Origin of the sequence: Nonomuraea sp. NPDC049141, assembly GCF_040648415.1 — a bacterium.
Taxonomy (GTDB): domain Bacteria; phylum Actinomycetota; class Actinomycetes; order Streptosporangiales; family Streptosporangiaceae; genus Nonomuraea.
Window position 1 is genome coordinate 426,261 of record NZ_JBEZDR010000011.1, and the last position, 11,701, is coordinate 437,961.

Annotated in this window: 17 protein-coding genes; 9 read left to right on the plus strand and 8 right to left on the minus strand. The window is 70.1% G+C overall.

Features of this window, described 5'->3' with window-relative positions; all coding sequences use genetic code 11:
- Positions 1-35 precede the first annotated feature (35 nt).
- Positions 36-422, plus strand: coding sequence for a PPOX class F420-dependent oxidoreductase (locus AB0B91_RS33240; protein WP_358327849.1), 387 nt, complete (start codon positions 36-38; stop codon positions 420-422).
- A 6-nt stretch (positions 423-428) separates the two neighbouring features.
- Here the strand turns inward: AB0B91_RS33240 and AB0B91_RS33245 are convergent, their stop codons facing one another.
- The 4 genes from AB0B91_RS33245 to AB0B91_RS33260 form a co-directional block, all read right to left on the minus strand.
- Positions 429-1,088, minus strand: a complete 660-nt coding sequence (locus AB0B91_RS33245) for a response regulator transcription factor (protein WP_358327851.1) — start codon at positions 1,086-1,088, stop codon at positions 429-431.
- Positions 1,085-2,242, minus strand: coding sequence for a histidine kinase (locus AB0B91_RS33250; protein ID WP_358327853.1), 1,158 nt, complete (start codon positions 2,240-2,242; stop codon positions 1,085-1,087). The genes AB0B91_RS33245 and AB0B91_RS33250 overlap by 4 nt, the downstream gene beginning before the upstream one ends.
- A complete protein-coding gene (locus AB0B91_RS33255) occupies positions 2,239-2,676 on the minus strand; it encodes a hypothetical protein (RefSeq protein ID WP_358327855.1) in 438 nt (145 codons plus the stop codon). The genes AB0B91_RS33250 and AB0B91_RS33255 overlap by 4 nt, the downstream gene beginning before the upstream one ends.
- Before the next feature lie 435 nt (positions 2,677-3,111).
- Positions 3,112-3,813: a hypothetical protein gene (locus tag AB0B91_RS33260; protein WP_358327857.1), complete on the minus strand. Its 702-nt coding sequence runs from the start codon at positions 3,811-3,813 to the stop codon at positions 3,112-3,114.
- Between the two features lie 71 nt (positions 3,814-3,884).
- On the opposite strand from AB0B91_RS33260, the gene AB0B91_RS33265 reads away from it, so the two are divergent.
- Entirely contained in the window at positions 3,885-4,595 is a 711-nt protein-coding gene (locus AB0B91_RS33265; RefSeq protein ID WP_358327859.1) for a TetR/AcrR family transcriptional regulator, read from the plus strand.
- 9 nt (positions 4,596-4,604) lie between these two features.
- Here AB0B91_RS33265 and AB0B91_RS33270 read toward each other — a convergent pair whose 3' ends face one another.
- Entirely contained in the window at positions 4,605-4,856 is a 252-nt protein-coding gene (locus tag AB0B91_RS33270) for a hypothetical protein (RefSeq protein ID WP_358327861.1), read from the minus strand.
- A 15-nt stretch (positions 4,857-4,871) separates the two neighbouring features.
- Between AB0B91_RS33270 and AB0B91_RS33275 the strand changes: the two genes are divergently transcribed.
- Positions 4,872-5,213 (plus strand): hypothetical protein, encoded by a 342-nt coding sequence (locus tag AB0B91_RS33275; protein WP_358327863.1) that lies wholly within the window; start codon positions 4,872-4,874, stop codon positions 5,211-5,213.
- 12 nt (positions 5,214-5,225) lie between these two features.
- Here the strand turns inward: AB0B91_RS33275 and AB0B91_RS33280 are convergent, their stop codons facing one another.
- On the minus strand, positions 5,226-5,876 hold the full coding sequence (locus AB0B91_RS33280; protein WP_358327865.1) for a glycosyltransferase family 2 protein: 651 nt from the start codon (positions 5,874-5,876) through the stop codon (positions 5,226-5,228).
- A gap of 225 nt (positions 5,877-6,101) precedes the next feature.
- On the opposite strand from AB0B91_RS33280, the gene AB0B91_RS33285 reads away from it, so the two are divergent.
- Positions 6,102-7,091 (plus strand): BtrH N-terminal domain-containing protein, encoded by a 990-nt coding sequence (locus AB0B91_RS33285; RefSeq protein ID WP_358327867.1) that lies wholly within the window; start codon positions 6,102-6,104, stop codon positions 7,089-7,091.
- Here the strand turns inward: AB0B91_RS33285 and AB0B91_RS33290 are convergent.
- Complete coding sequence (locus AB0B91_RS33290) at positions 7,041-7,847, minus strand: universal stress protein (RefSeq protein ID WP_358327869.1); 807 nt, start codon at positions 7,845-7,847, stop codon at positions 7,041-7,043. The genes AB0B91_RS33285 and AB0B91_RS33290 overlap by 51 nt on opposite strands.
- A gap of 426 nt (positions 7,848-8,273) precedes the next feature.
- Here AB0B91_RS33290 and AB0B91_RS33295 point away from each other — a divergent pair, with 426 nt between their 5' ends.
- Entirely contained in the window at positions 8,274-8,453 is a 180-nt protein-coding gene (locus AB0B91_RS33295; protein ID WP_358327871.1) for a hypothetical protein, read from the plus strand.
- Positions 8,454-8,459: 6 nt separating this feature from the next.
- Here the strand turns inward: AB0B91_RS33295 and AB0B91_RS33300 are convergent, their stop codons facing one another.
- A complete protein-coding gene (locus tag AB0B91_RS33300) occupies positions 8,460-9,335 on the minus strand; it encodes an NAD(P)H-binding protein (RefSeq protein WP_358327873.1) in 876 nt (291 codons plus the stop codon).
- 110 nt (positions 9,336-9,445) lie between these two features.
- Between AB0B91_RS33300 and AB0B91_RS33305 the strand changes: the two genes are divergently transcribed.
- The 4 genes from AB0B91_RS33305 to AB0B91_RS33320 form a co-directional block, all read left to right on the plus strand.
- Positions 9,446-9,898 (plus strand): MarR family winged helix-turn-helix transcriptional regulator, encoded by a 453-nt coding sequence (locus AB0B91_RS33305; RefSeq protein ID WP_358327875.1) that lies wholly within the window; start codon positions 9,446-9,448, stop codon positions 9,896-9,898.
- Between the two features lie 116 nt (positions 9,899-10,014).
- Positions 10,015-10,656 (plus strand): response regulator transcription factor, encoded by a 642-nt coding sequence (locus AB0B91_RS33310; protein ID WP_358327877.1) that lies wholly within the window; start codon positions 10,015-10,017, stop codon positions 10,654-10,656.
- 143 nt (positions 10,657-10,799) lie between these two features.
- Positions 10,800-11,483, plus strand: coding sequence for a CBS domain-containing protein (locus tag AB0B91_RS33315; protein ID WP_358327879.1), 684 nt, complete (start codon positions 10,800-10,802; stop codon positions 11,481-11,483).
- A gap of 2 nt (positions 11,484-11,485) precedes the next feature.
- On the plus strand, positions 11,486-11,701 hold a 216-nt coding region (locus AB0B91_RS33320), incomplete at its 3' end, for a CBS domain-containing protein (protein WP_358327881.1).

Below are 11,701 nucleotides of genomic sequence, written 5' to 3' on the forward strand. Positions count from 1 at the left end.
TACAAGCCCACCCAGCACAGACTTCATCCCAGGAGATGATCCCGATGCTCAACCCCGACATCCGCCGCGTTCTCGACGGCACCTCGATCGCCCACCTCGCCACCATCCTCCCCGACGGTGCTCCCCACTCCGTTCCCGTCTGGATCGGCACGGAGGGCGACCACGTCGTGATACTCACCGGCCCGCATACCCTCAAGGCGCGCAACCTGCGGCGCGACCCGCGGGTCGCGGTCTCCCTGACGCCGGTCGACAACCCGTTCCAGCCGGTCATCCTCCACGGCAGGGTCGTCGAGTGGGTCGAGGGCGACGCCGCCTGGGAGATCGTCGACCGGATCGCCGCGAAGTACATCGGCGGCCCCTACTCCCGCGACGCCGAGCGGCACGTCGCGCTCATCGAGCTCGATCGACAGAGCATGGGCTGAGACGTCTCAGGTCACCAGGCCCCTGCGGTAGGCGTAGACCACCGCCTGCACGCGGTCCCGCAGGTCGAGCTTGGTGAGGATGCGCGACACGTACGTCTTGACGGTCTCCTGGCTGATCACCAGCGTCGCGGCGATCTCGCTGTTGGACCTGCCGTCGGCCATGAGGCGCAGCACCTCCAGTTCGCGCGGGGTCAGGGCGACGTCGTCCGGTGTGCCCTCGGCGGGACGGATCCGCGCCGCGTACCTGCCGACGAGCTGCCGCGTCACCTCGGGTGCCAGCAGCGCGGCGCCGGAGGCGACGGTACGGATGCCGTTCAGCAGCTGCGCCGGTGGGGCGTCCTTGAGCAGGAACCCGCTCGCCCCCGCGCGCAGCGCCTCGTACACGTACTTGTCCAGGTTGAACGTCGTCACCACGAGCACCTTGACGGGCTGCGCCACCTCGGCACCGGCCAGGAGGCGGGTCGCCTCGATGCCGTCGAGCACGGGCATGCGGACGTCCATCACCACCACGTCCGGGCGCAGCCGGCCGGCGAGGTCGACCGCGGCCTGCCCGTCCCCGCACTCGCCGACCGCCTCAAGATCGGGCTGCGCGTCGATGATCGTTGCGAACCCGGTGCGGATCAGCGCCTGGTCGTCGCAGATCAGGACGCGGATCGGCGCGGTCACGACGGGCTTCCCGCGGGGATGCGCGCCCGCACGACGAAACCGCCGCCCGTCCGCCGATCCGCGCTGAAGTCGCCGCCCAGAACGTCGACCCGTTCGCGGAGACCGGCCAGGCCCTTCCCGCCCCCGCCGGGGGACCCGGCCTTCGAGCCGGAACCGTCCGTGCTGACCTCCACGGTGATCTCCTTTTCGCCGTGGCGCACCCGCACCGAGGTACGGCTGCCGTGGGCGTACTTGAGGGCGTTCGTCAGGGCCTCCTGCACGACCCGGTAGGCCACGAGGTCGGCGCTGCCAGTCAACTCCGCGGGCGTGCCCTCCTCGGTGAAGTCCACCGGCTGCCCGGCCTGACGCGTCTGCTCGACGAGGGTGAGCAGTCTGCCGATGGGCGGCGTTCTGGCCTCGGTGCCGTGGTCGGGGTTGAGCAGGTCGAGCAGGTGCCGCAGGTCGGTGATGGCCCGCCGGCCGGTGTCGGTGACGGCGGTCAGGGTCTGGTCGAGGCGATCGGGCGCGGCGGTCAGATAGCGGGCCGCCTCGGCCTGCACGACCATCGCCGTCACATGGTGGGTCACGACGTCGTGGAGCTCGCGGGCGATACGGGTACGTTCGGCGGCGCGGGTGTCCTCGGCGACGCGACGGCGGCGTTCGGCCTCCGCGGCCCGGACGGAGCGCAGCCACGCCCCGATGCCCCACGCGAGGACCAGGCATAGGTAGAACAGCACGAATCCACCCGGCGATTCGGCGCCCGAACCGAGCAGGAAAAGCGCGACCGCCAGCGGCACGTAAGCTGCGGAGAAGGCCAGCGCCGTGGCGCGCCGGTGCCGTTCCAGACGGTAGCCCACGCCCAGCAGCGCGATGGCCAGCGCGGTGCCCGCGAGCGAGTGGTAGCCGCGGAGCTGGTCGACGGCGAAGCCGAGCGACACCAGGGCGAGACAGCTGACCGGCCACCGCCCCAGCCCGGCGAGCGGGAGGCACTGCAGCGCGACGGCCACGACGGCGAGCACGTCATACGGGCGGGCGGGCAGGCCGCCGAGCTGCGTCCCGTAGGTCTGGAACGCCGGCATGAGCGATGCGGCAAAGAGCAGCAGTCCGGCCAGAAGGTATCGGAGCGTGACGTCAATGCGGCGCCACAGCTCCGGGACCCGCGCCAAAGCGATCACCGGGAGAGTGTAGTGGCGGCGTGCCGGCAGCGGGGCACCACATTGCCGCGCCGGCCGACGTGCACGCCGATCCGCACCCACAGGTTGCGGGTGGCGACGTAGGCGGCGGCGAGCATGCAGCCGAACAGACGCGAGCCCGGGCCGTGCACCTTGTCGTACCCGAGGAAGTAGATGTTCACGGTGACGGCCCCGAACAACGCGACGCCGATGAGCACCCCCCGGGTGATCGCGGTCCCGGCGCCTTTCCGAGCCACCTCCGTGACCGGGCGGTGCTCGGTCCGCCGCACCACCCACCCGTGGACGAGCACCGCGAGCACGGCCGTCAAGACGCCGAGGGCGAGCGTGAGCCACGGGTTCCCCCGCATCGCGGCGACGCCCTGGCCGCCGATGAAGGCGACCGCGGCGACGGCCAGGAGCTGCCACACGAGTCTCATGAAGAATCCTCCGTCAGATCCGCGACCGGAGCGCCGCGACCGCCTCGAACGCTACGGATCCGGCGGCCCGCGATCGTCACCACACGGTGGACACCTGCGGGTAGCTCGCACGGGGGACACTGTGCTCGACCGCTCCGGCCGTCAGCCGGGCAGCCGGCGTGGTCGCGACGCCACGAACCCATCGCCTGGGAGCCGGCCAGCAACGCCTCGACCGACGGGTCGCGGGTCCGGTGCGTCGGCATGCCCGGGCTCCTCGAGGAACTTCTCGAACCCCGCCGGGGTAACGACGCAGAAGCCGCGGCCGCGCTTGGAGCGCACGAAGATGGAGTGAGCAGTGCGCCGCGGAATCCAGACCGTGCAGAACCAGGTCCTGATCCGTCGTCGGGGTATCACCGTGCGGTGCGGTGTAGTCGACGGACATCGGGGCGCCTCCCCTCAGCTTTGCGGCCGGTGTAACCCGGCCTGGTCCAGGTAGGATTCGACGGTGGTGCGATCGGCGGTGACCAGGGCGACGTATCCGTCCGGCCGGATCAGGACCCAGTCGCCGGGTGACAGGTCGTACGCGTCCCGCAGGTGGCCGGCGCGGTCCACGATGTCGCCGCGGACTCCCGTGGTGTGGATGCGCACTCCGGCGCGCGGCTCCAGAGCGCCCGATACCTCGTACCCGATCAGCGTCCACTGCGGACCGGCCAGCAGCTGGAACAGCCGCACGGACTGCTCACCAGCGCCGGTGAGCGGCGCGTCGGGCGCCCGGTACCCGGACAGGTCGCCGGGGCCGTTGAGCGGTGACTGGGGGTATCCGAGGTCGAGCTGTCGCGCCTCACGGCCGCGGCGCATCCTGCGGCGCTCGGCCTCGTCGAGCAGCAGGGTGGACAGCCCGGTCAGCTCGTCGTCGGCCACGAAGTAGACCAGGCGGCCGTCCGGGAGCCGGCCGACGCCGTCCACGCCGGGGACCATCGGCAGCTTGCCGGTGCTGGTGTAGTGCCGGCCGGAGGCTCCGGTGCGCACCCGAGGGTGCAGCCCGACCGCGAGCACGTCGAGGACCACCTCGTCCTCGGTGCCGGGTGCGGGAAGATCGTACGACTCGTAGCGGGGCGGGTGGTCGAACGAGCTGACCACGGCTGCGCTGATTTCCATCGGCCCTTCCTCAAGTAGTAGGTGTCATGGACTGCCTGGGGCAGTGCGCCGTAGTCAAGGGATAGGTACGCATGAATGACGCCACGCCGATCCGGGCAGGCACGGCAGCCTGGTGGCTGGCCCGGACCGAGAACGCCGACGATCGCCCGCGGCGTCGGCGGATGCTGTCACTCGATCTGATCGCCGACACCGCGCTGTCCGTGCTGGACACCGAAGGCGCGGAGGCGCTGACCATGCGCCGTCTCGCCCAGCAGCTCCGGTGCAGTCAGGCGTCGCTGTATCGGCACGTCACCAGCCGGGACGAACTCATGGTCCTCGCCATGGATCGGGCCGTGGGGCAGGGCCTGCATCCGCCGCCGGAGGATCTGGGCTGGCGGCAGTCCGTGGAATGGCAGGCGCACTCGTTCCGCGATTTCCTGCTCGCGCACCCGGGGCTGGTCCCGTTCCTGCGCGGCACCGAACGCCTGAGCCCGAACTCTCTGAGCGGGATGGAGCACTCGCTCGGGCAGTTCATCGACATCGGGCTGAGCGTCCGGGAGGCCTACGCGACGGCGTCGGCGTTCGCCACCTTCGTGGTCGGCTCGGTGCAGTTCAACCTGGGCGTGGACACCGCGAGCCCGGTGGAGCAACGGCTGCGCCGCAGACTCTACGAGGGCTTGGACCCTGACCGGTACCCCATCCTGGTCGCCCATGCCGACGAGCTGTCCCGCATGGGCAGCCACGAGGAGTTCGAGTTCGGCCTGGCCGCGCTGCTGGACGCCATCGAAGCCCGGCTGAGGTGACCATTCGCGTCAGGGGCCGCGTCGAGCCGCGAGCTCGGCCAGGCCCGCGCGGGCGACGTCGAGTACGCGGTCGACCAGGGGAAGGAGTTCCTCGGTAGCGATGTCGCGGTGGTGGGCCTCGTGGGTCATGTACAGCTCGCGCAGGCCGCCCACGACGGTGTACGCGGTCAGGCGCGGGGCCAGCGCGGTGGGCGGCAGGCCCAGGTCCTCGCCGATGGCGGCGGCGATCAGGCGTTCCAGTTCGTAGTAGCTCGCGTCCACGCGTCGAAGTGGGCGGTGGAGGGGCTGTCGGAGTCGCTCCGCAAGGAGGTCACGCCCTTCGGCATCGACGTCATCTGCCTGGAGCCCGGCCCGTACTCGACCGACTTCGGCGGCGGCAGCGTCCGCGCCAGCGCCGAGCACCCGGCCTACGCCGAGGTCCGTGCGGCCACCGAAATCAGGTGGGAGCTCGGCGACCCGAAGGCGACGCGCGGGCCGATCCTGGAGTTGGCCGACACCGACGACCCACCGGCCCGGGTCTTCTTCGGCAAGTCGTACGAGCCTGTCGCGGCCGAGTACGAGGAACGGCTGGCCACATGGCGGAAGTGGCAGCCGGTCGCGCTGGCCGCATTCCGTTGAGCCGGCTCTCTCTCAGCCCACCTGGACGCGGCGCATGTCGCCGATGGCCCGCAGCGTGCCGCGCACGGTGCCGGTCATCTTCGACCGGCCTGCCCGGGCCAGGTGGTTCACCTCGACCTCGCCTATCCGCCAGCCCGCGGAGGCCGCGCGCAGGACCATCTCCAGGGGATAGCCGCCGCGCCGGTCGGCCAGTCTCAGCGCCAGCAGGTCGGCGCGCCGGCACGCCCGCATCGGCCCGAGATCGTGCAGGAGGGCGCCGGTCCGGCGGCGCAACCTCCTGGCCAGCAGGGCGTTGCCGATCCGGGCATGCGTCGGCCACGACACTCCGGGGCCGAGAATGCGACGGCCGAGGACCAACTCCGCCTCACCGCCCAGGACAGGCCCCGCCACCAGCGGCAACTGTCCGGGGTCCAGTGACGCGTCGGCGTCCATGAAGCAGACCACATCCGTGGTCGCGGCCATCAGCCCGGCATGGCAGGCGGCACCGAACCCGCGCCGCGGCTCGATCACCACCGTGGCACCGAGCTTGGCGGCGACCCGGGCGGATCCATCGGTCGAGCCGTTGTCGACCACGATCGGATGGAAGCCGTCCGGCATACGCCCGAGCACCCAGGGCAGGGCCGCCTCCTCGTTCAGGCAGGGCAGCACCACATCGAGCTTCATAGATCGACGCTAGAGCCACAGGACGCGCTCGATCCCCATGAGAGGGTCACGTGCCTTCAGGGAAATCGCCAGTTCCCAGGGCCCGGCGGGGCCTGGTCGCACATACGCTCGGCCTGCCCCTGAACGGACGCCGAGGTACGGGGTTGGACTCTCCCACAGTGGGAGAGTCCACCATGATGGCGTGCAGATGACCCGGATGATCCTCCCCGTTCAGGAGAGCATGGCATGACCACGGCACCAGACATCGATGTCCGCGGTACGCAGCACTGCGAGACGACAACGCTGGGAGTGCTGCTGCGGCACCAAGGGCTCGATCTGTCCGAGCCCATGCTCTTCGGCCTCGGCTCTGGCCTGTCCTTCATCTACTGGGACAGCAAGAACATGGACTTCCCCTTCCTCGGCGGACGGGTCAAGCCTTTCGACCTCACCAGAAACCTGGCCACCAGCCTCAAGCTGGAACTCCTGGTCCAGGAAACCAGCTCGCCCCGCAAGGCATGGGAGAACGCAGTAGCCCCCATCGACGCCGGCCACCCCGTCGGACTGCAACTCGACAGCTACTACCTGGACTACTTCGGGTCGAAGGTGCACTTCGGCGGTCATTTCGTCGCTATGTACGGCTATGACGACCACGACGCCCACCTGGTGGACACCGACCAGCAAGGCGGAGCGGTATCCACCAGCCTGGCCAGCCTCGCCCAGGCCCGGGCCGCGCGCGGCCCGATGACCGCCAAGCACCGCTCCTTCACCCTCACCGTTCCGAGGAACCTGCCCGACCCACGGAGCCGGATCATTCCCGCCATCACCGCCTGCGCCGAGGCCTTCCTCAACCCGCCCATCGCCAACCTCGGCCACCGAGGTATCGACAAGGCCGCCAAGCTGGTACGCACCTGGCTCCAGCGCACTGACAACCCGCGACGGGACCTGCCGCAGGCCGCCCTCCTGATGGAGAAGGCCGGCACCGGCGGCGCCCTGTTCCGCAACCTCTACCGCGACTTCCTCGCCGAATGCATCGAGCTGCTCGACAGCAGCCACCTGCGCACCGGCCACGAACTGTACGGCGAGGCAGCCAGCCTGTGGACGGCAGCCGCAGCACTGATCACAAAGGCCGGTGAATCGGGCGATCCGCAGTGCCTCGTGCAGGCAGGCACCATGCTCAGCGATCTTTCACGCATTGAGTACGAGGCCATGCAGGCACTGAACCGCCTGGAAGAGTGAGACCCAGGTACAGACGGCTTTCGGAAGCCGCCCGGGCCGGCCGCAGGAGAAGTCCAAGGCTCCCACTACGGCGACCGGGGACGGGGCGTGCTGGAGGAGCGGGGCGATCGTTCCGAGGTGGTCGGCCCGCTTGCGACCCGCCACGATGAGCGTCGGCGTCTTGTGCCCCTCCTGAACCATGGGGACGACGCTCGGATGGCTCTCCTGCCAGGCCTCGGGCTCGGCGGTGGTAACCAGGGCGAGCCGGCGCATGTCCGCCTCATCGGCGGCGAACTCCAGGACTGAGGCGGTCGGCTCCTTGTCGGCGACCACGATCGGCCCTGGATGCGCGAGGGCGGGCAGCGGCCCTGGTCCGCGTACCACGATCACCGGGCACTCGGCATGCGCGGCAACATATCGGGCCACCGACCCCACGAGGGCCCCGGGCAACCCGTGCAGCCCTCGCGAGCCGACCACGACAAGGGCGGCGCCGCTGGACAGTTCGACGAGCCGCTGTGCCGCCGGGCCCTCGTGCAGGTCAGTCTCGATGCCGAGGACCGAGCTGGTCGAGCGGGCGCAGTCGGCGCCGTGCCACAGCACGTGATCGGCTGCCTTACGCAGATGGTCCTTGGCCTCCTCGTCGGCTTCGCCGTACGGCCACTGCCAGGCGTGGGCGATGGTCAGCGGAAGCTTTCTGAGCTCGGCCTCGTCCAGCGCCCAGTCCAGGGCCTGTACGGAGAAGTCCGAGCCGTCATAGCCGAGGACGATGTGGTTCATGGCAGTTGCCTCCTCCCAGACGGCGGGCGGTGCCGTCACCCATCCTTGTCGGGGTCGATCCCGGGCAGCTCAGCGCGCAGCACGTACCGGCCGTCGGCGACGTAGTCCTCTGATGTCCCTACGTTCTGGCAGGTCCATCACAGCCTCCTTGTGTGGTTCCGATTCCCACACCTTCAGGACACGCCTGGGCCTGCCCCCGCCCTAGAGGCCGAAGTCCCTCCCCTCAAAGGCGATCGGCCCTGTTCCGCCGGGCGCGCGTGAGCCGAAGCCCCCGTAGAACAGCACCGCCAGCGCCGGAACATCCGCCCACCGGTCCTGCGCGGTCAGTGTCTTTGGTCCTGCCGACCGGGGACGTTCGTCGCTGTCGCGCGGCCTCCGCGGACACCCACCATGTGCTTGAACTGTTTTCTTGGAGGTGAGTCGATCATGATCGGCGGGCGAATGATCATGGAGTCGTCGGTGCTCGACGTCGAGTTGCTGTCGCTGAAGAGGCGGGTTGACAAGCTGGAGGAGCTGGTCCGCACGCTGACCGCCGCGAACCTCTCACTCGTCCGAGCCGTGGAGAACCTTCACCACACCTCGGCCAGCCTGGCTCCTGGCGACTGAGGCACCCTATCCCCGTTCGCCCCCGTAGCCGGTGGTCCGGAAGGCGTCGGCGTTGCGTGCGCACCAGGCGGCGAAGGTGCGGGGCTTGCGCTGGAGCAGGCGCTCCACGGTGTCGGTACGGAACCCGGCGGTGTCGGCCCGCATGAGGTGGAACCCCTCGATGATGGCCTCGGCCAGCGCCGGGGGTGCCCCGTTGGGGAATCGGGAGGCGACGGCCTCCTCCGCGGTGGTCACCTCCCGGATCGCGAGATCCCGGCCGGCCGCCGCAGCGAGGATCTTGACCTGTTCGGCGATGGTGAACAGCTCCTCGCCGGTGACGACGTATTCCTGGCCCGCGTGGCCGTCCTCGGAAAGAGCCAGGGCGGCGACGGCGGCGATGTCAGCGGGATCGATCGGCGCGTATCGGCCGGGGCCGACCGGATCGAGGACATAGCCCGCCTGGCGGATGGTGGGCAGCCAGTCGAAGGCGTTGGTCATGAAGCCGCCGGGTCGCAGGAAGGTAGCCGGGACGCCGGACGCTCGGATGGCCTGCTCGCGTTCGTGGTGCCAGCGACCCATGGCGGGCATGGGGTCGCCGAGAACGTTGAACGAGGACAGGTGCACGATGTGGCGCACCCCCGCGGACTGGGCGGCGGCGACGGCGTGCCAGGTGTGGTCGAGGCCGATGCCGGGGGTGAGCAGGAACAGCCGGTCGACTCCGGCGAAGGCGGGCGGCAGCGTCGCCGGGTCGTTCAGGTCCGCCACGACCCGTTCGGCCCGCTCGGGCAATGAGGCGGCGCGGGCCGGGTCGCGGATCAGGATGCGGAAGGGAGCGCCGGTCTCGTCCAGCTGGCGGACGAGCTCGCGGCCGACATTCCCAGTGGCGCCGGTGACCAGTATCATGAGGACCCCTAGATCGTGTACCGGTTAGTGATCGAGGAGAACGCTAACCGGTTCACGATTTGCTGTCAATCGCACCATGCTGCGTTCGCGACATCACCGGAGGCCTCGACGTGCCCGAATTCCTGGACATGCACAGCAAGGCGTCGAAGGTGCTGCGGGCGGCGGCCGACGCGGCTGTGCGGCGCCATGGGCTGCACCTGGGACAAGATCACCTGCTCGCGGTGCTGTGGCGGCAGGACGGCCGCACCCCGGGCGAGGTCGCCGCCGCACTGAACGTCACCACCCCCAACGTGGTCAAGGCGGCCACCCGGATGACCGCGGCCGGCCTGCTCACCAGGCGCCGCGACGACCGGGACAACCGTCTGGTCCGGCTGTGGCTCACCGACGCCGGGCGCGCCCTGCAAGCACCCATCGAGAAGGAACGGCAGTTCCTCGAAGAGAAGGTCACCGCCGACCTCACCGAGACCGAACGCGAACATCTCCTCAGCGCGCTGAGGAAGATCCACCGCTCGGCGAACGCCCTGCTCGACACCCCCGGCGATCAGCGCGACCCGGCCACCTGACGCACCATCCCGCAGCCGCCGAGCTCCTGACTTCGCCCGCGGCGGCTGGACCGGCGAATCCGCTTAGGGACTTTCGCCCCTTTTCTGTGCTGGCCGCAGCCGGTTAGCGTCAAAGCATGATTCGTGTGTTTCTCGTCGACGACCATGAGGTGGTACGGCGGGGCGTGGCCGCCCTGCTGGGCTCCGAAGAGGACATCGAGGTGATCGGCGAGGCCGGGACGGCGGAGTCGGCGATCGCCCGCATTCCGGCGCTCAAGCCGGACGTGGCGGTGCTGGACGTGCGGCTGCCCGACGGCAATGGCGTGGACGTGTGCCGCGAGGCCCGCTCCAGGCTGCCGGAGCTGGCGTGCCTGATGCTGACGTCCTTCGCCGACGACGACGCGTTGTTCGACGCGGTGATGGCGGGCGCGTCCGGGTACGTGCTCAAGCAGATCCACGGCTCCGACCTGGTGGGCGCCGTGCGTACGGTCGCCTCGGGGCAGTCGCTGCTCGATCCGCAGACCACGGCGGCGATGCTGCAGCGGCTACGGGAGCACGCCGCCAGGAAGGACCCGCTGGCGGCGCTGTCGGAGCAGGAGCGGCACATCCTGGACCTGATCGGTGAAGGGCTGACCAACCGGCAGATCGGCGAGCGCATGTTCCTGGCCGAGAAGACGGTCAAGAACTACGTGTCCAACCTGCTGTCCAAGCTCGACATGCAGCGCCGTACCCAGGCCGCGGCGCTCTCGGCACGCTTGCGGGCGGATCGGCGGGAATGAGGGGAGCGGCTCGGCCGGCAACTGTCTGCTGCTCCGCCTGCGCTGACCAACGACCACCCCGTTCGGGACTTCCGGCCCTACCAGGCGCCCGGCTGCGGGGCTGTGATGAAGGTACGACAGCAGCAGACGAGAAGGGCTGACCCGTGAAGCGCAGGACCGTCGCCGACGTGATGACCGCCAAGGTCGTCACGGTTACCGCGAAGACCCCGTTCAAGGACATCGCCGAGACCTTGATCGCCGGCGGCATCAGCGCCGTCCCGGTGGTCGACGAGGGCGGCCACGTCGTCGGCATGGTGTCGGAGGCCGACCTGCTGCGTAAGGAGGAGTTCCGCGAGCAGTTCTACCGTGAGGGCTACCGGCCGCCGCTGCGCGCCCGGCTGCGTCACCCCAAAGGCGGGAAGAAGGCCACTGGTGACACCGCGGGTGAGCTGATGACGAGCCCGCCGATCACCGTCTCGCCCGAGGCCTCGGCCGTCTCGGCCGCCCGGCTGATGGACGCTCACGACGTCAAGCGGCTCGCGGTCGTCGATGCGGACGGCCATCTGGCGGGCATCGTGAGCCGCCGCGACCTGATCAAGGTGTTCCTGCGCGGCGACGACGACATCGCCGCCGAGGTGCGCGAGGACGTCCTCGACCGGGGGCTGTGGGTGGACACCTCCGGCGTCACCGTCCAGGTTCGCCAGGGTGTGGTGACCTTGAGCGGCCAGATGGACCGCAAGACCGAGACCGCGATCGCCGTACGGATGGCCGGCCGGGTCGACGGTGTGGTCGACGTCATCGACGAGCTCACCTGGAAGCACGACGACTCCACGTGGGAGGCCCGATAGCCATGCTCGTGCGCGAGGTCATGAGCAGCCCGCCCATCACCGTCCGCCGCACCGACCCGGTACGGCAGGCCATCCGGACGCTGCACGGCCATGACATCACCGCCGCCCCCGTCGTGGACGACACCGACCGGCTCGTCGGTGTGGTCAGCGAACTCGACCTGCTGCGCGGCGAGTTCGAACCCGACCCCCGCGCCTCGGTACGGCCCGTCGGCCCGGCG

What these genes read in the sequence shown, in the direction of transcription:
- AB0B91_RS33240 (WP_358327849.1), top strand. Translation starts at nt 36, where the DNA reads ATGATCCCGATGCTCAACCCCGACATCCGCCGCGTTCTCGACGGCACC.
- AB0B91_RS33255 (WP_358327855.1), bottom strand. Translation starts at nt 2,676, where the DNA reads ATGAGACTCGTGTGGCAGCTCCTGGCCGTCGCCGCGGTCGCCTTCATC.
- AB0B91_RS33260 (WP_358327857.1), bottom strand. Translation starts at nt 3,813, where the DNA reads ATGGAAATCAGCGCAGCCGTGGTCAGCTCGTTCGACCACCCGCCCCGC.
- AB0B91_RS33265 (WP_358327859.1), top strand. Translation starts at nt 3,885, where the DNA reads ATGAATGACGCCACGCCGATCCGGGCAGGCACGGCAGCCTGGTGGCTG.
- AB0B91_RS33280 (WP_358327865.1), bottom strand. Translation starts at nt 5,876, where the DNA reads ATGAAGCTCGATGTGGTGCTGCCCTGCCTGAACGAGGAGGCGGCCCTG.
- AB0B91_RS33285 (WP_358327867.1), top strand. Translation starts at nt 6,102, where the DNA reads ATGACCACGGCACCAGACATCGATGTCCGCGGTACGCAGCACTGCGAG.
- AB0B91_RS33290 (WP_358327869.1), bottom strand. Translation starts at nt 7,847, where the DNA reads ATGAACCACATCGTCCTCGGCTATGACGGCTCGGACTTCTCCGTACAG.
- AB0B91_RS33295 (WP_358327871.1), top strand. Translation starts at nt 8,274, where the DNA reads ATGATCGGCGGGCGAATGATCATGGAGTCGTCGGTGCTCGACGTCGAG.
- AB0B91_RS33300 (WP_358327873.1), bottom strand. Translation starts at nt 9,335, where the DNA reads ATGATACTGGTCACCGGCGCCACTGGGAATGTCGGCCGCGAGCTCGTC.
- AB0B91_RS33310 (WP_358327877.1), top strand. Translation starts at nt 10,015, where the DNA reads ATGATTCGTGTGTTTCTCGTCGACGACCATGAGGTGGTACGGCGGGGC.